A 16085-nucleotide genomic window follows, 5' to 3' on the forward strand; every position below is an offset into this window, starting at 1 on the left:
CCGGGCGCCGGGATTACAGTTTCTTGGCTTTCTCGATCGCTTCTTCGATGCCGCCGACCATGTAGAACGCTTGTTCTGGCAGGTGGTCGTAGTCACCGTTGAGGATGCCTTTGAAGCCAGCAATGGTGTCTTTCAGGGAAACGTATTTACCCGAAGCACCGGTGAAGACTTCAGCCACGAAGAACGGCTGCGACAAGAAACGCTGGATCTTACGAGCACGGTTTACCAACTGCTTGTCGGCTTCCGACAGCTCGTCCATACCCAGGATCGCAATGATGTCCTTCAGTTCTTTGTAACGCTGCAGAACATACTGTACGCCGCGAGCGGTGTCGTAGTGGTCCTGGCCGATCACGTTCGGGTCCAGCTGACGCGAAGTTGAGTCGAGTGGATCGACCGCCGGGTAGATACCCAGGGAAGCGATGTCACGGGACAGAACGACGGTGGCGTCCAAGTGGGCGAAGGTGGTCGCTGGCGACGGGTCAGTCAAGTCATCCGCAGGTACGTATACCGCTTGGATCGAGGTGATCGAACCGTTTTTGGTCGAAGTGATACGCTCTTGCAGAGTACCCATCTCTTCGGCCAGAGTCGGCTGGTAACCTACTGCGGAAGGCATACGGCCCAGCAGTGCGGATACTTCAGTACCGGCCAGGGTGTAACGATAGATGTTGTCGACGAACAGAAGAACGTCGTTACCTTCGTCACGGAACTTCTCGGCCATGGTCAGGCCGGTCAGTGCTACGCGCAGACGGTTACCCGGCGGCTCGTTCATCTGACCGTAAACCAGTGCCACTTTGTCCAGAACGTTGGAATCCTTCATCTCGTGGTAGAAGTCGTTACCCTCACGAGTACGCTCACCCACACCGGCGAACACGGAATAACCGCTGTGCTCGATGGCGATGTTACGGATCAGTTCCATCATGTTTACGGTTTTGCCTACACCGGCACCACCGAACAGACCGACTTTACCACCCTTGGCGAACGGGCAAACCAGGTCGATAACCTTGATGCCGGTTTCCAGCAGGTCGTTGCCGCCTGCCTGTTCAGCGAAGGTTGGCGCAGGACGGTGAATGCCCCAGCGCTCTTCGGTGTCGATCGGGCCAGCTTCGTCGATCGGGTTACCCAGAACGTCCATGATCCGGCCCAGAGTCGCTTTACCGACTGGTACGGAGATGGCTGCGCCGGAGTCCGTGACTTCCAGACCGCGCTTCAAGCCCTCGGTGGAACCCATCGCAATGGTACGAACCACGCCGTCGCCCAGCTGCTGCTGAACTTCCAGGGTGGTTTCGGCCGCGCTTTGTACTTTCAGCGCGTTGTAGATGCTCGGTACGCTGTCGCGTGGAAATTCCACGTCGATAACGGCGCCGATGATTTGAACGATACGTCCGCTACTCATAGCTGGATCCTCTGAATATTTGAACCGTTAAACCGCGGCAGCGCCGCCGACGATTTCCGAGATCTCTTGGGTGATCGCAGCCTGACGCGCCTTGTTGTAGACCAGCTGCAAATCGCTGATCAAATCACCGGCGTTGTCGGTAGCGTTCTTCATCGCGATCATCCGCGCAGCTTGTTCAGCCGCGTTGTTCTCGACCACCGCCTGGTAGACCTGCGACTCCACGTAACGGACCATCAAGCCATCAAGCAGCTCTTTGGCGTCCGGTTCGTACAGATAATCCCAGTGGTGCTTGAGTTCCTGATCCGGGGTTGCCACCAGCGGAATCAACTGCTCCACGGTAGGCTGTTGCGTCATGGTGTTGATGAACTTGTTGGACACCACGGACAGGCGGTCAATACGGCCGTCCAGGTAGGCATCCAGCATCACCTTGACGCTGCCGATCAGGTCATTGATCGACGGTTCTTCACCCAGGTGGTTGATAGCTGCAACGACGTTACCGCCGAAGTTACGGAAGAAAGCCGCACCCTTGCTACCCACAACACACAGATCGATCTCGACGCCGTTATCGCGGTTTACCGCCATGTCCTTGACCAGGGCCTTGAACAGGTTGGTGTTCAAGCCACCACACAGACCACGGTCACTGCTCACCACGACATAACCGACGCGCTTTACTTCACGGTCGAGCATGAAAGGGTGGCGATATTCCGGGTTAGCGTTGGCCAGATGACCAATAACCTGGCGGATGCGCTCCGCGTAAGGACGGCTAGCAGCCATGCGCATTTGTGCCTTGCGCATTTTACTGACCGCCACTTTTTCCATGGCGCTGGTAATCTTTTGCGTGCTTTTGATGCTCGCAATCTTACTGCGAATCTCTTTTGCGCCTGCCATGTAACACCTATCAGGTTAGCAAGCGGGAGCCTTGCGGCTCCCGCTGCGGCTTACCAGGTTTGGGTGGCCTTGAACTTCTCGATACCGGCTTTCAGGCCTGCATCGATTTCGTCATTGAAGTCACCCTTCACGTTGATCTTCGCCATCAAATCGGCGTGATCGCGGTTGAAGAAAGCAATCAGCGCTTGTTCGAAGCTGCCGATCTTGGCGATTTCAACGTCAGTCAGGAACCCACGCTCAGCGGCATACAGCGACAGCGCCATGTCAGCGATCGACATTGGTGCGTATTGCTTCTGCTTCATCAGCTCGGTAACGCGCTGACCATGCTCAAGTTGCTTACGGGTCGCTTCGTCCAGGTCAGAAGCGAACTGGGCGAATGCCGCCAGTTCACGGTACTGAGCCAGAGCGGTACGGATACCACCGGAGAGCTTCTTGATGATCTTGGTCTGAGCGGCACCACCCACACGGGATACCGAAACACCGGCGTTCACAGCAGGACGGATCCCGGAGTTGAACATGGCCGATTCCAGGAAGATCTGACCGTCGGTGATGGAAATCACGTTGGTCGGAACGAACGCGGAAACGTCGCCAGCCTGGGTTTCGATGATCGGCAGTGCGGTCAGGGAACCGGTTTTGCCGGTCACTGCGCCGTTGGTGAACTTCTCTACGTATTCTTCCGAAACGCGGGATGCGCGCTCCAGCAGACGGGAGTGGAGATAGAACACGTCGCCTGGGTAAGCTTCACGGCCTGGTGGACGGCGCAGCAGCAGGGAAATCTGGCGGTAAGCCACTGCTTGCTTGGACAGATCGTCATAAACGATCAGCGCGTCTTCACCGCGGTCGCGGAAGAATTCACCCATGGTGCAACCGGAGTACGGTGCCAGGAATTGCAGTGCTGCAGATTCCGAAGCGCTCGCAGCTACGACGATGGTGTTAGCCAGTGCGCCGTTTTCTTCCAGCTTGCGAACAACGTTGGCGATGGTCGATTGTTTCTGACCGATTGCTACGTAGACGCAGAAGATGCCGCTGTCTTTCTGGTTGATGATCGCGTCGATCGCCAGAGCGGTTTTACCGATCTGACGGTCACCGATGATCAGCTCACGCTGGCCACGGCCGACAGGAATCATGGCATCGACAGCCTTGTAGCCAGTCTGTACAGGCTGGTCTACCGACTTACGCCAGATCACGCCTGGAGCAACTTTCTCGACCGCATCGGTCTCGGTGTTGTTCAGCGGACCTTTGCCGTCAACTGGGTTACCCAGTGCGTCGACAACGCGACCCAGCAGTTCCTTACCAACCGGAACTTCGAGGATGCGGCCAGTGCACTTGGCGCTCATGCCTTCAGCCAGAGACTGGTAAGAGCCCAATACAACGGCACCTACGGAGTCTTGCTCCAGGTTGAGAGCCATACCGAAGACGCCGCCTGGAAACTCGATCATCTCGCCGTACATGACGTCGGCCAGACCGTGAATCCGCACGATACCGTCAGATACGCTGACGACAGTGCCTTCGTTACGGGCTTGGGAGGTCACATCGAGCTTGTCGATGCGGCCCTTGATAATTTCACTTATTTCGGAAGGATTGAGTTGCTGCATTGCTCTGCTGCCCCTTCAAACTCAAGATTTCAATGCTTCGGCAAGGTTCGCGAGTTTGCCGCGAACCGAGCCATCGATTACCAGGTCGCCGGCGCGGATGACAATGCCCCCAATAAGGGATTTGTCTTCCTCGACTTGCAGGCGCACTTCCCGGTTGAGTCGTGCACTGAGAACCTTGGCGAGTTTGTCTTGCTGTTCTTGGTTCAATGCAAAAGCACTGGTCACTTCAACGTCTACCGACTTCTCTTGTTCGGCCTTGTACAGGTCAAACAGAGCGGCGATCTCCGGCAATAGCGGGAGACGGTCGTTTTCGGCAACGACGTGAATGAAGTTCTGTGCCTTGGCATCAAACTTGTCGCCACACACGTCAATAAACGTGGTGGCCTTGTCTGCGCTCGTCAGTCGCGGGGCCTTGAGCACGCGCTGCATGGTGTCGTCTTGCGACACTGCTGCAGCCAGGCCGAGCATGGCTGACCAAGAGGCCAGTTGCTGGTGGGCCTGGGCGTGCTCGAAGGCTGCCTTAGCGTAAGGTCGGGCCAACGTGGTCAATTCTGCCATGATCGCCCTCGCTTAAATTTCAGCAGCCAGTTTGTTTACCAGCTCCGCGTGCGCGTTTTGATCGATTGTGGCACCCAGGATCTTCTCGGCGCCGCCGACAGCCAGAGCACCCAGTTGGGCACGCAGAGCGTCTTTGACACTGTTCAGTTCCTGCTCGATCTCGGCCTGAGCCTGAACCTTCACACGTTCAGCGTCGATACGGGCTTTTTCAACAGCCTCTTCGACGATCTGATTACCGCGTTTCTTGGCTTGCTCAATGATTTCGGCTGCCTGAGCTTTTGCTTCGCGCAGTTGCTGACCCGCTTTATCTTGGGCCAGCTCCAGGTCGCGAGCTGCTCGGGCGGCAGCGTCCAGTCCATCCGCGATCTTCTTCTGACGTTCGTGCAAAGCCGCGATGACCGGAGGCCACACGAACTTCATGCAAAACAGTACAAAAATGAAGAACGCAACGGACTGGCCAATCAGGGTTGCATTAATGTTCACGCCAACACCTCGCTCGTTCGTTGCACATCACACCAATTACTCGAAGGTTCGAGTAATTAGCCAGCGAGTTGACCAACGAATGGGTTCGCGAAGGTGAAGAACAGAGCGATACCAACACCGATCATGGTTACGGCGTCGAGCAGACCGGCAACGATGAACATTTTGACTTGCAGCATTGGAACCATCTCTGGCTGACGCGCTGCGCCTTCCAGGAACTTGCCACCCAACAGGCCGAAACCAATTGCGGTACCCAGTGCGCCCAGGCCGATCAACAGTGCAACAGCGATAGCGGTTAGACCAACTACAGTTTCCATCTTTCCTCCCGACTTTTACGTCGTATGGTTTAGGTTTTTTAGATTTTAAAGCGGTAAAACAAATCGTTTCATAGCCCTGTTCGGGCACCCACTCGTTTGACCGAGTGGGACATCAGACTAGTCGAGACTGGTCTTAATGGTTTTCTTCGTGCGCCATCGACAGGTAAACGATGGTCAGCATCATGAAGATAAACGCCTGCAGGGTGATGATCAGGATGTGGAACACAGCCCACGCCCACTGCAGAACTACGCCCAGGCCGCTAAGCCAGAGCAGACCGCTGCCGAACATCACAGCAATCAGAATGAAGACCAGCTCGCCGGCGTACATGTTGCCGAACAGACGCAGTGCCAGGGAGATCGGCTTGGCGATCAGCGTCACGAACTCCAGCAGGAAGTTCACCGGGATCAGCAGGGCTTGAACAAAAATGTTCTTGCTGCCGAACGGGTGCAGGGTCAGTTCGCCGATGAAGCCGCCGATGCCCTTGACCTTGATGCTGTAGAAAATGATCAACGCGAACACCGACAGGGCCATGCCCAGGGTAGCGTTCGGGTCAGTGGTCGATACGGCACGGAACGGAATGTGTGCATCGCCAGTGATCAGGATGGCCAGCTGAGGAATCCAGTCGACCGGAATCAGGTCGACGGCGTTCATCAGGAAGACCCAGACGAAGATGGTCAGTGCCAACGGCGCAATCACCGGGCTACGGCCATGGAAGCTGTCTTTCACGCTGCCATCGACGAATTCGACCAATACTTCAACGAAGTTCTGCAAAGCACCTGGTTGTCCCGAAGTCGCCTTCTTCGCCGCCATGCGGAAAAGAAGAACGAAGATCAGACCCAACGCGACCGACCAGCCGAGGGTATCGACGTGGAAAGCCCAGAAGCCCATTTCTTTGGCCTCTGCTGCGGTGTGGGCAAAACCCCACCCGCCAGTTGGGTGCTGACCGAAGGTCAGGTTTTGCAAGTGGTGCTGGATATAGCCCGAAGCGGTTGTTTCTGCCATGGTTGCCTCAAACGCCCTAAGGTCTCGAAAGTCTTGTTCTCATCAGCAGGGGCGCGAACCAGCTGACCAGTTGGGTCAACACGAAGACGCCGAATACAGCTAGCGGCGCCAATGGCTTCACACCTGCGAACGTCAATGCAAAGAGCACTGCCGTCAAAATCAGTTTGCCCGCCTCACCGGCATAAAAAGACCGGACGATGGCTTGAGCTGCTCGGGCGCCGGAAAACCGAAATGCCCTGTGAGCGAAATAAACATTGGGAAGCAAGGCTATCAGGCCTCCGCAAAGTCCTGAGTACCCGGCAACGACTCCATGCCATTGCCAGAGCGCCAAAGCAGCAATGAGCAAAACGACAAATTGAGCCATTAACACCGGAAAAACTGCCAGGCGATGGAACGGCAAGCGGTTTGGCGTGCGGGTTTCCATCACAATTACTCTCCAATGGTCGGCTGCCAGAATTCAATAACTTGGCATAATTTGTGCCGACAAAATGCGCGCAGAGTATAGGGGCGGTTCTGCCCCTATTCAACTGTCAGGTAGTGATTTCCACCTGCACGCTACATGAGGAAATGTTTCAGCGGATGTGTGCAAGCACACCTTGAAGCTCATCAAGGGAGTTGTAACCAATCACCAACTGCCCCTTCCCCTTTTTACCGTGTCGAATCTGCACCGCAGAGCCTAGGCGCTCAGCCAGACGCTGCTCGAGTCGGGCGATATCCGGGTCCTGCTTTACCGGTTCAGCAGGTTCCTGTTTGCCGCTCAACCACTGGCGAACCAGTGCTTCAGTCTGGCGTACAGTCAGCCCCCGTGCGACAACGTGTCGCGCCCCTTCAACCTGTTGATTTTCCGGCAAACCGAGCAAAGCACGGGCATGACCCATTTCCAGGTCGCCGTGGGACAGCATGGTTTTGATGACCTCCGGCAACGCGATCAAGCGTAGCAGGTTGGCCACGGTCACGCGGGATTTGCCCACCGCTTCGGCCACTTGCTGCTGAGTCAGCTGGAATTCCTGCTGCAAACGCTGCAAGGCCACCGCTTCTTCGATCGGATTGAGGTCTTCGCGCTGGATGTTCTCGATCAGCGCCATGGCGATCGCGGTTTCATCCGGTACATCGCGAACCATCGCCGGGATGGTTTCCTGGCCAGCCTGCTGGCTGGCGCGCCAGCGGCGTTCGCCGGCGATGATTTCGAAGCGGCCGCTACCAATCGGACGAACCACGATCGGCTGCATCACGCCCTGGGCCTTAATCGACTGCGCCAGCTCTTCCAGCGCCTGAGGATCCATATCACGACGCGGCTGGTACTTGCCGCGCTGGATCAGGTCCAGGGGCAGGTGCTGCAGCTCACGCTGATCGGCTTGCACCGCTTGTTCTTCCAGCGAGCTGACAGTCGGACCGCTCAGCAGTGCATCCAGTCCACGTCCGAGACCTCGTTTCTTGACGGCCATGGGGATTCCTTAAGTTGCCTGAGCGGCGGCGGTGCGTGAGTTTTTGCGTTGACGGCGAACCAGCTCGCCCGCCAATGCCAGATAGGCGATCGCGCCCCGCGATGACTTGTCGTACGCGAGCGCCGGCATGCCGTAGCTTGGTGCTTCGGCCAGACGGATGTTGCGTGGAATGACGGTGTCGTACAACTGCTCGCCAAAGTGCTCCTTGAGCTGCGCCGAAACATCGTTCATCAGGCTCAAGCGCGGGTCGTACATGGTCCGCAGCAGGCCTTCGACTTTCAGGTTCGGGTTCAGCAGTTCAGCGATGCGCTTGATGTTATCCACAAGGTCGCTCAAGCCTTCGAGTGCGAAGTACTCGCACTGCATAGGGATAATCACCCCGTCAGCGGCAACCAGTGCGTTAAGCGTCAACATCGACAGCGACGGCGGGCAGTCGATCAAAATGTAATCGTAGTTTTCACGGATCGGCGCCAACGCACTGCGTAGACGGCTTTCCTTCATCTGCATTTCCAGCAGCACCACTTCAGCCGCCGTCAGGTCGCGGTTGGCTGGCAAAAGCTGGTAACCACCGTGTTCGGAGTAATGCATGGCCTGGGCCAGATCGCATTCGCCGATCAACAGGTCGTAGACCGAGTTTTCCAGACCGTGTTTATCCACACCGCTACCCATGGTGGCGTTGCCCTGTGGATCGAGATCGATCAACAGCACCCGACGCTTGGTAGCGACCAGGGATGCTGCGAGGTTGATGCAGGTGGTGGTCTTGCCCACACCACCCTTTTGGTTCGCTATCGCGAATACCTTAGCCATTCTTGCTTGTGTTCCCAATCATGCCGTGCGGCGCAGTATCAGCAGATGGCGTTGGCCTTGGCAACCAGGTACGGCCAGGGCGTGTTCGCTATCGAGGTGGAAGTCTGCCGGCAATGCTACCAGCTCATCGGCGGGATGAACGCCCTTCATTGCCAGCCAACGTGTATCGGCGTCGCCGAGGTGGCGTGTCCAGTTGCTGAAGTTCTCCATGCTGCTGAAAGCCCGGGAAATGATCCCGTTGAATGGCTGTGCAGGCTGGAAGGCTTCGACGCGACTGTGGATAACTTGCAGGTTATCCAGTTTGAGTTCGAGTTTGACCTGGGTCAGGAAGCGGGTTTTCTTGCCGTTACTGTCCAGGCAGGTCACTTGGGAATCAGGAAACAGGATGGCCAACGGAATGCCCGGCATGCCACCACCGCTGCCAACGTCCAGCCAGCGGCCATTTTCGACGAACGACATCACGCTCAAACTATCGAGCAGGTGACGGGAGACCATTTCGTCCGGATCACGCACGGCAGTCAGGTTGTAAGCCTTGTTCCATTTTATCAACAGGGCCAGATAACCCAGCAGCTGTGCGTGCTGGGTTTCTGTCAGCGTGACACCGAGCTGGCCAGCACCTGTGGATAACTCTTCTGCATGTTGCGAGGTGACCAACGAACTCAAGCGCTTTGCTCCAACTGACGGCCCGCGCCGCGTTTTTTCAAATGAATCATCAACAGCGAAATCGCTGCCGGCGTTACGCCCGGGATACGTGACGCCTGACCCAAGGTCTCTGGACGGGTCGCACCGAGCTTGCTCTGGATCTCTTTGGAGAGACCGGAAATGTTCGTGTAATCGATATCCACAGGCAGTTTGGTGTCTTCGCTGGCCCGCAGACGCGCGATTTCATCCTGCTGGCGATCGATGTAACCGGCGTATTTGGTCTTGATTTCAACTTGTTCGGCCACTTGTGGATCTTCTGCGCCGCCACCGGTCACGGCGATCAGACCAGCGTAGTCGATTTCTGGACGGCTCAGCAGGTTGAGCAAGTTGTATTCGTGGGTCAGCGGCGTACCGAACTTCTCGGAAATCGCATCGCCCTGTTCGGTGCCCGGGCGAACCCAGGTACTTTTCAGCCGTTGCTCTTCCAGCGCGATGCTTTCGCGTTTGGTGCAGAACGCAGCCCAGCGGGCGTCATCCACCAGACCCAATTCGCGACCTTTTTCGGTCAAGCGCAGGTCCGCGTTGTCTTCGCGCAGGATCAGGCGGTATTCGGCTCGGGACGTAAACATCCGGTACGGTTCCTGGGTACCCAGGGTAATCAGGTCGTCGACCAAAACGCCGATGTACGCCTCATCGCGGCGTGGGCACCAGGCATCTTTGCCCTGTGCACGCAGTGCGGCATTGGCCCCGGCCAGCAAACCCTGGGCGCCGGCTTCTTCGTAACCGGTGGTGCCGTTGATTTGCCCGGCGAAGAACAGACCGCCGATGACTTTGGTTTCCAGGTTGTATTTCAGGTCACGCGGGTCGAAGTAGTCGTACTCGATGGCGTAGCCCGGACGCACGATGTGCGCATTTTCCATGCCGCGGATCGATTGCACGATCTGCAATTGCACGTCGAACGGCAACGATGTGGATATCCCGTTCGGATACAGCTCATTCGTGGTCAGGCCTTCCGGTTCGATGAAGACCTGATGGCTTTCCTTGTCGGCAAAGCGATGGATCTTGTCTTCGATCGATGGGCAATAACGCGGGCCGATACCTTCGATCACGCCGGAGTACATCGGCGAACGATCAAGGTTCGAGGCAATGATTTCGTGGGTGCGGGCGTTGGTGTGGGTAATCCAGCAGCTCACCTGTTTCGGATGTTGCTCTTTGGACCCCATGAACGACATCACCGGAATCGGCGTATCGCCTGCTTGCTCGGTCATCACCGAAAAATCCACAGAGCGACCATCAATACGCGGCGGCGTACCGGTTTTCAGACGACCGACGCGCAACGGCAACTCACGCAGACGGTGAGCCAGGGCGATCGACGGTGGATCGCCGGCACGGCCGCCGGAATAGTTCTGCATGCCGATGTGGATAAGTCCACCGAGGAAGGTGCCAGTGGTCAACACCACGGAGTCCGCGAAGAAACGCAGGCCCATTTGGGTGACTACACCGCGCACTTGTTCTTGCTCGACGATCAGGTCGTCAGCAGCCTGTTGAAATATCCACAGGTTCGGTTGGTTTTCCAGGATTTCGCGGACAGCGGCCTTGTACAGAACCCGGTCAGCTTGAGCGCGAGTGGCTCGTACGGCTGGGCCTTTGCGGCTGTTCAAAACGCGAAACTGAATACCACCTTTATCGGTAGCGATGGCCATCGCGCCGCCCAAGGCATCGATTTCCTTGACCAGATGGCTTTTGCCAATCCCACCAATGGCAGGGTTACAGCTCATGGCACCGAGGGTTTCCACGTTATGCGTCAGCAACAGGGTTTTTGCCCCCATACGTGCTGACGCCAGTGCTGCCTCGGTACCGGCATGACCGCCGCCGATGACGATCACTTCAAAACGGGAAGGGAAATCCACCACGCACCTCGTGCCTGCTTTAGTCAGGTAGTCCAAAAATAGTTTGAGCTCAGGTTTTTGACCTGGTCGGCAAGTATAGGGACTTCGCCCTTCCTAAAGAACCCTTTGCACAAAATTTAACCAGCTGTGGAGAAGTCGTGGTTATAGAAATTAAAAAGAGAGAAATTTATTAAATCTTTGTTTTTATGTTTATTTCTACTGAGGCACATTTCTGTGGATAGATTTCTACAGGCCTTTACATTCAATATGTACAGAGTTTCAAAACCCTGTGGTCATGTGCCAAGGAGGCCCTTGGATAACCGCGTTAAGCCTGTGGATGAAACGGGTGGTTATCCACAGGGTCGGTTATCTTCAGTTTTGAGGCCCTGTTATCAACTGCCCTTAGTGCCAGTTACTCACAGGGCTTAATCCACAGAAAATTGCCTGAATGAGCAAATTTCGGGCACGGACAATCCGCTCAAGCAAAAAGAATCTGCGCGGCACTGCAGGGAAATTTCAAAAAAGGAGGGAACAGACAGGCACGAATGGCCTGTCTGGGGACAACAGGAAGGCTATTTGCCGATACAGAAGCTGGAAAAGATTCGGCCCAAGAGATCATCGGAGCTGAATGCACCGGTAATTTCACCCAAAGAGTGCTGAGCCTGGCGCAAATCCTCGGCCAATAGTTCACCGGCACCCGCCAGGGTCAGCTGTGCACGGCCGTGCTCGAGGGAAGCGCTGGCATGACGCAATGCTTCAAGGTGTCGCCTGCGTGCGCTGAAGCTGCTTTCCGAGGTCTGTTCGTAGCCCATGCAGGCCTTGAGGTGGTCGCGTAACAGTTCCAGACCTTCACCTGCAGACTTGGCACTGAGGCTGATGGTGACATGGCCATCTTCGCTGACTTCCAGAGCGATGGCTTCACCAGTCAGGTCGGCCTTATTACGGATCAACGTGACTTTCGCCGGATCGGGACGGATCTCCAGGAATTCCGGCCACAATGCAAAGGGATCAAGCGCTTCGGGAGCCGTGGCATCAACCACCAACAGCACTCGATCAGCCTCGCCGATAGCTTTCAATGCCCGCTCAACGCCGATCTTTTCCACCTGGTCGTCGGTATCCCGCAGGCCGGCGGTGTCGACCACATGCAGCGGCATACCATCAATGTGGATATGTTCGCGAAGAATATCCCGAGTGGTGCCTGCAATCTCGGTCACGATCGCGGCTTCACGACCGGCCAGCGCATTCAGCAAACTGGATTTACCGGCGTTCGGCCGTCCTGCAATCACCACTGTCATGCCATCACGCAGCAACGCACCCTGTCCGGCCTCACGCAGTACGGTGGATAACTCGTCGCGCACTTTGTCGAGCATGCTCAGTACGTGGCCATCGGCGAGGAAGTCAATTTCTTCTTCCGGAAAATCGATAGCCGCCTCGACATAGATTCGCAGGCCGATGAGTTGCTCGGTGAGGTTATGCACACGCTCGGAGAATGCGCCCTGCAAGGAACGCAGCGCATTTCTGGCCGCCTGTGCAGAACTCGCCTCGATCAGGTCGGCAATCGCTTCGGCCTGGGCTAGGTCAAGTTTGTCGTTCAGGAACGCACGCTCGCTGAATTCACCTGGCCGTGCCAGTCGGCAGCCCAGTTCCAGGCAACGCTTGAGCAGCATATCCAGAACAATCGGGCCGCCGTGGCCCTGGAGTTCCAGCACATCTTCGCCGGTGAACGAATTCGGTCCCGGGAAATACAGCGCTATGCCTTGGTCCAGCACCTCTTCGTTTTCACTGAGGAACGGGCCGTAATGGGCAAACCGCGGCTTGAGCTCACGGCCGCTGAAGGCCTTGGCCGCGGCGCTTGCCAGCGGCCCGGAAATACGGACGATGCCAACACCACCGCGACCTTGAGCGGTGGCGACGGCTGCGATGGTTTCACGAGGAACGCTCATAAACCGTTATCCAGACAAAAGTGACAGATAGCAAAACGCCCCACTAGGGGGCGTTTTGAGTGGTTATCCACAGTGTAAGTCAGGCAGCTGCTTTAGTAGCCGCTTCGACCTTACGAGTGATGTACCACTGTTGGGCGATCGACAAAACGTTGTTCACTACCCAGTACAGCACCAGACCAGCCGGGAACCACAGGAAGAAGAAGGTGAAGATGATTGGCATCAGCTTCATCACCTTGGCCTGCATCGGATCCGGAGGCGTCGGGTTCAACTGCTGCTGGATGAACATGGTTACACCCATGATGATCGGCAGAATGAAGAACGGGTCCTTGATCGAAAGGTCAGTAATCCACAGCATGAATGGCGCTTGGCGCATTTCAACGCTTTCCAGCAGAACCCAGTACAACGAAAGGAATACCGGCATCTGCACGAGGATTGGCAAGCAACCACCCAGCGGATTGATCTTCTCTTTCTTGTACAGCTCCATCATGGCTTGCGACATTTTCTGCCGGTCATCGCCATGTTGCTCTTTCAGCGCGGCCAGTTTCGGTGCCACTGCACGCATGCGAGCCATGGACTTGTAGCTGGCAGCCGACAACGGGAAGAAGATCCCTTTGATCAGCATGGTCAGGAAGATGATCGACCAACCCCAGTTACCGACCAGCGCGTGGATGTGTTGCAGCAACCAGAAAATTGGCTGGGCAATGAACCACAGAATGCCGTAGTCGACAGTCAATTCCAGACCTGGGGACAACTCTTTCAATACAGCCTGGCTTTTCGGACCTGCGTACAGAACGGCACTTGTCTCGGCTTTAGCACCTGGCGCAACAGTCATTGCCGGGGCGGTGTAGCCGATGATGTAGTTGCCTTTGCTGTCTTTACGGGTCTGGACGACGTTATTTTCGCCCTTGGCCGGAATCCACGCGGTCACGAAGTAGTGCTGCAACCAGGCAACCCAACCTCCGCTAACAGTTTCTTTCAACGAAGCCTTGTCCATGTCCTTCATGGACACTTTCTTGTAAGGCTCGTTACTTGTCCACAGGGCAGCGCCGAGATAAGTCGCGGTGCCGGTAGCCGTTGTGGAAGAAGGGTCGGCGCTGGCGTCACGCTTCAATTGCGCAAACATTGCACCCGACCAGGGCTGAGCGCTCTGGTTATCGATCAGGTAAGAAACGGTTACGTCATACAGGCCACGTTTCAGAGAGAAACGCTTGATGTAGTTGACGCCATCCTTGCTGAACTTCAGGTCCACGACCAATTGGTCCTGACCGTCAGCCAGTTGATAAGTCTTCTTCTCCGAGGAGTAAACCGGACGACCGGCCGGGCTTGCGTCCGGGCCGTTGGTGCCGATCAGACCGCTTTGAGCCAGATAAGTCAGCTCACCACCGTTGTCGAACAACTGGAATGGGATTTCCGGATGGTCCTGACGACGTGGATACAACGGCAATTTCAGCTGGGCAACATCGCCACCTTGTGGATCGATCGCCAGGTCGAGCACATCCGTTTTGATCTGGATGAGGTCTTTGCTGGCAGCAACCGGAGTTTCGGCTGGAGCGGTGGCACTGGTATCGCTTGCGGCGCGTGGAATGTCATCACTGACAGCAGCATTATTGCCAGTTGCCGTATCCGGTAGGCCCGGTGCGGTAGTACTGGAAGCAACATTCTGAGTCGGCAGGGCAGCCTGGCCATAGTCCTGGTTCCATTTAAGAACCATAACGTAGGACACGATTGCCAGGGCGACGATCAGGATCGTGCGTTTGATATCCATGATTACTCGGCCATCGAAGAAGAACGGGAGGTAGGGATAGGTGGAACCGGGTCATAACCACCGGGATTCCACGGATGACAGCGACCTAAACGACGAAAGGTCAGCCAGCCACCGCGCAGAAGGCCATGATTTTCTATGGCTTCATACGCGTAGCAGGAACAACTGGGGTAGAAGCGACAGTGACTGGCCATCAGAGGACTAATGGCATAGCGATAAAACTGGATCGGAACGAGTGCCAGTTTACGCATCGGGACTGTCTACCCCTACAGTTTCGGTTTTGACTGCTGGTACTGGCGTGCTGCGTGCCAGACGCTTCCAGAGTTTGCCGAAATGCTGAATCAATTCGGGGTTTTCTACGTCACCCAAACCTTTGCGCGCGACGATAACGATGTCCCAACCGGCCAGTGAATCCTGGTTCAGACGGAACGATTCGCGCATCAGACGTTTGAGGCGATTGCGCTCGACGGAGAGCTTTACGCTCTTTTTCCCGATAACCAGCCCGAGACGGGGGTGATCAAGATCGTTGTTGCGCGCAAGGAGCAGGAGATTTTTCCCCGGAACCTTGCCGGTAGGGGAGTCAAAGACTGCCTTGAAATGCCGGGGAGTAAGCAGACGCTTTTCCCGACTGAAGTCCTGACTCACCTCCAGTGCCGGATTATCAAACTGCCAGACGCGCACGACCTTTGGCGCGACGACGCGACAGGACGGCACGACCGTTTTTGGTAGCCATGCGAGCACGGAAACCGTGGGTACGAGCGCGTTTGATAGTGCTTGGTTGGAAAGTACGTTTCATTGTCGTGTTACCTGGTTCGTCCACAACGGGCCGGAATGGCCCCCGTTTTAAGAGACCGGGGATTCTAGAGAAAGCAAGCCTCTAGGTCAATTTCCAACCAACGTTTCCTTTTAAATAGATCTCCAGAGGTTTTCTCGTTGCCAGGGCCTTCGCTAGATATAGAAATAAAGAAGGAAAGTATTTAAAGCTTTTCTGTAAAGCTTATAAAAGCTAGGGGCACGATCATCTGTGGATAACTGCGTTAAGCCCTTCTAGTTCGTGATGTACAGAGAATGACAACTACGGTGGAAAACGGTGGTCAGCCTGTGCTGCGCTGTCGGATAAGCTGTGTGTGAAAGAGCTACTTATCCACAGGCTGGTTATCCACCGAGTTTCGCCCCCACTTGTACAACGACCTTAGCCCCGGTTATCCACAGGGCTTATGCACAGACCGCTGGTCGTCTTTTTTGCGTATAAAACGTTGATTCTTCTTGGACAGTGATCAACCTTCGTGTGGATAAGTCGGCGTCCGGTCGCTACAATGGCCGCTTGTTTTTGCCTCACCGGCTTTCAACTTAGGGGATATCC

At 55.9% G+C, this 16085-nt stretch carries 17 protein-coding genes; all 17 read right to left on the minus strand.

Features of this window, described 5'->3' with window-relative positions; genetic code table 11:
• Window positions 1-13: 13 nt before the first annotated feature.
• The 17 genes from atpD to rpmH all read right to left on the minus strand — a co-directional run bounded on the left by atpD (window position 14) and on the right by rpmH (window position 15518).
• The gene (atpD, locus tag ACA055_RS29940; RefSeq protein ID WP_105342556.1) at window positions 14-1393 is read right to left on the minus strand and encodes a F0F1 ATP synthase subunit beta; all 1380 of its coding nucleotides are present in this window, start codon (window positions 1391-1393) and stop codon (window positions 14-16) included.
• A gap of 27 nt (window positions 1394-1420) precedes the next feature.
• Window positions 1421-2281: a F0F1 ATP synthase subunit gamma gene (atpG, locus tag ACA055_RS29945; RefSeq protein ID WP_497681792.1), complete on the minus strand. Its 861-nt coding sequence runs from the start codon at window positions 2279-2281 to the stop codon at window positions 1421-1423.
• Between the two features lie 50 nt (window positions 2282-2331).
• On the minus strand, window positions 2332-3876 hold the full coding sequence (gene atpA / locus ACA055_RS29950) for a F0F1 ATP synthase subunit alpha (protein WP_282379785.1): 1545 nt from the start codon (window positions 3874-3876) through the stop codon (window positions 2332-2334).
• A gap of 21 nt (window positions 3877-3897) precedes the next feature.
• The gene (locus ACA055_RS29955) at window positions 3898-4434 is read right to left on the minus strand and encodes a F0F1 ATP synthase subunit delta (protein ID WP_401360294.1); all 537 of its coding nucleotides are present in this window, start codon (window positions 4432-4434) and stop codon (window positions 3898-3900) included.
• Between the two features lie 12 nt (window positions 4435-4446).
• Window positions 4447-4917: a F0F1 ATP synthase subunit B gene (locus ACA055_RS29960; RefSeq protein ID WP_154849492.1), complete on the minus strand. Its 471-nt coding sequence runs from the start codon at window positions 4915-4917 to the stop codon at window positions 4447-4449.
• Window positions 4918-4973: 56 nt separating this feature from the next.
• Window positions 4974-5231: a F0F1 ATP synthase subunit C gene (atpE, locus tag ACA055_RS29965; protein ID WP_002555987.1), complete on the minus strand. Its 258-nt coding sequence runs from the start codon at window positions 5229-5231 to the stop codon at window positions 4974-4976.
• 133 nt (window positions 5232-5364) lie between these two features.
• On the minus strand, window positions 5365-6234 hold the full coding sequence (gene atpB / locus ACA055_RS29970; protein WP_010465471.1) for a F0F1 ATP synthase subunit A: 870 nt from the start codon (window positions 6232-6234) through the stop codon (window positions 5365-5367).
• Between the two features lie 16 nt (window positions 6235-6250).
• On the minus strand, window positions 6251-6658 hold the full coding sequence (locus ACA055_RS29975) for a F0F1 ATP synthase subunit I (protein ID WP_008027539.1): 408 nt from the start codon (window positions 6656-6658) through the stop codon (window positions 6251-6253).
• 148 nt (window positions 6659-6806) lie between these two features.
• On the minus strand, window positions 6807-7679 hold the full coding sequence (locus tag ACA055_RS29980; RefSeq protein ID WP_077748853.1) for a ParB/RepB/Spo0J family partition protein: 873 nt from the start codon (window positions 7677-7679) through the stop codon (window positions 6807-6809).
• Between the two features lie 9 nt (window positions 7680-7688).
• Entirely contained in the window at window positions 7689-8486 is a 798-nt protein-coding gene (locus ACA055_RS29985) for a ParA family protein (RefSeq protein WP_092275719.1), read from the minus strand.
• Window positions 8487-8504: 18 nt separating this feature from the next.
• Window positions 8505-9149, minus strand: a complete 645-nt coding sequence (gene rsmG, locus ACA055_RS29990; RefSeq protein ID WP_497681793.1) for a 16S rRNA (guanine(527)-N(7))-methyltransferase RsmG — start codon at window positions 9147-9149, stop codon at window positions 8505-8507.
• Entirely contained in the window at window positions 9146-11038 is a 1893-nt protein-coding gene (gene mnmG, locus ACA055_RS29995) for a tRNA uridine-5-carboxymethylaminomethyl(34) synthesis enzyme MnmG (protein WP_497681794.1), read from the minus strand. Before mnmG ends, rsmG begins: the two co-directional genes overlap by 4 nt.
• A gap of 551 nt (window positions 11039-11589) precedes the next feature.
• Entirely contained in the window at window positions 11590-12960 is a 1371-nt protein-coding gene (gene mnmE / locus ACA055_RS30000) for a tRNA uridine-5-carboxymethylaminomethyl(34) synthesis GTPase MnmE (protein ID WP_497681795.1), read from the minus strand.
• Between the two features lie 79 nt (window positions 12961-13039).
• Window positions 13040-14725 (minus strand): membrane protein insertase YidC, encoded by a 1686-nt coding sequence (yidC, locus tag ACA055_RS30005; RefSeq protein WP_497681796.1) that lies wholly within the window; start codon window positions 14723-14725, stop codon window positions 13040-13042.
• A gap of 2 nt (window positions 14726-14727) precedes the next feature.
• Window positions 14728-14973 carry a membrane protein insertion efficiency factor YidD gene (gene yidD, locus ACA055_RS30010; RefSeq protein WP_010465488.1) on the minus strand — a complete coding sequence of 82 codons (246 nt, stop codon included), beginning with the start codon at window positions 14971-14973 and terminating at the stop codon, window positions 14728-14730.
• Window positions 14966-15367 carry a ribonuclease P protein component gene (gene rnpA, locus ACA055_RS30015; RefSeq protein ID WP_031319201.1) on the minus strand — a complete coding sequence of 134 codons (402 nt, stop codon included), beginning with the start codon at window positions 15365-15367 and terminating at the stop codon, window positions 14966-14968. Before rnpA ends, yidD begins: the two co-directional genes overlap by 8 nt.
• Window positions 15368-15383: 16 nt before the next feature.
• Window positions 15384-15518 (minus strand): 50S ribosomal protein L34, encoded by a 135-nt coding sequence (rpmH, locus tag ACA055_RS30020; RefSeq protein WP_003213577.1) that lies wholly within the window; start codon window positions 15516-15518, stop codon window positions 15384-15386.
• Window positions 15519-16085 lie beyond the last annotated feature (567 nt).

The sequence above is a fragment of the Pseudomonas sp. LBUM1657 genome, from assembly GCF_059716075.1.

Coding starts and splice junctions, on each gene's coding strand:
- atpD (WP_105342556.1), bottom strand. CDS start 1,393: ATGAGTAGCGGACGTATCGTTCAAATCATCGGCGCCGTTATCGACGTG.
- atpG (WP_497681792.1), bottom strand. CDS start 2,281: ATGGCAGGCGCAAAAGAGATTCGCAGTAAGATTGCGAGCATCAAAAGC.
- atpA (WP_282379785.1), bottom strand. CDS start 3,876: ATGCAGCAACTCAATCCTTCCGAAATAAGTGAAATTATCAAGGGCCGC.
- ACA055_RS29955 (WP_401360294.1), bottom strand. CDS start 4,434: ATGGCAGAATTGACCACGTTGGCCCGACCTTACGCTAAGGCAGCCTTC.
- atpE (WP_002555987.1), bottom strand. CDS start 5,231: ATGGAAACTGTAGTTGGTCTAACCGCTATCGCTGTTGCACTGTTGATC.
- atpB (WP_010465471.1), bottom strand. CDS start 6,234: ATGGCAGAAACAACCGCTTCGGGCTATATCCAGCACCACTTGCAAAAC.
- ACA055_RS29975 (WP_008027539.1), bottom strand. CDS start 6,658: ATGGAAACCCGCACGCCAAACCGCTTGCCGTTCCATCGCCTGGCAGTT.
- ACA055_RS29980 (WP_077748853.1), bottom strand. CDS start 7,679: ATGGCCGTCAAGAAACGAGGTCTCGGACGTGGACTGGATGCACTGCTG.
- ACA055_RS29985 (WP_092275719.1), bottom strand. CDS start 8,486: ATGGCTAAGGTATTCGCGATAGCGAACCAAAAGGGTGGTGTGGGCAAG.
- mnmE (WP_497681795.1), bottom strand. CDS start 12,960: ATGAGCGTTCCTCGTGAAACCATCGCAGCCGTCGCCACCGCTCAAGGT.
- yidC (WP_497681796.1), bottom strand. CDS start 14,725: ATGGATATCAAACGCACGATCCTGATCGTCGCCCTGGCAATCGTGTCC.
- yidD (WP_010465488.1), bottom strand. CDS start 14,973: ATGCGTAAACTGGCACTCGTTCCGATCCAGTTTTATCGCTATGCCATT.
- rpmH (WP_003213577.1), bottom strand. CDS start 15,518: ATGAAACGTACTTTCCAACCAAGCACTATCAAACGCGCTCGTACCCAC.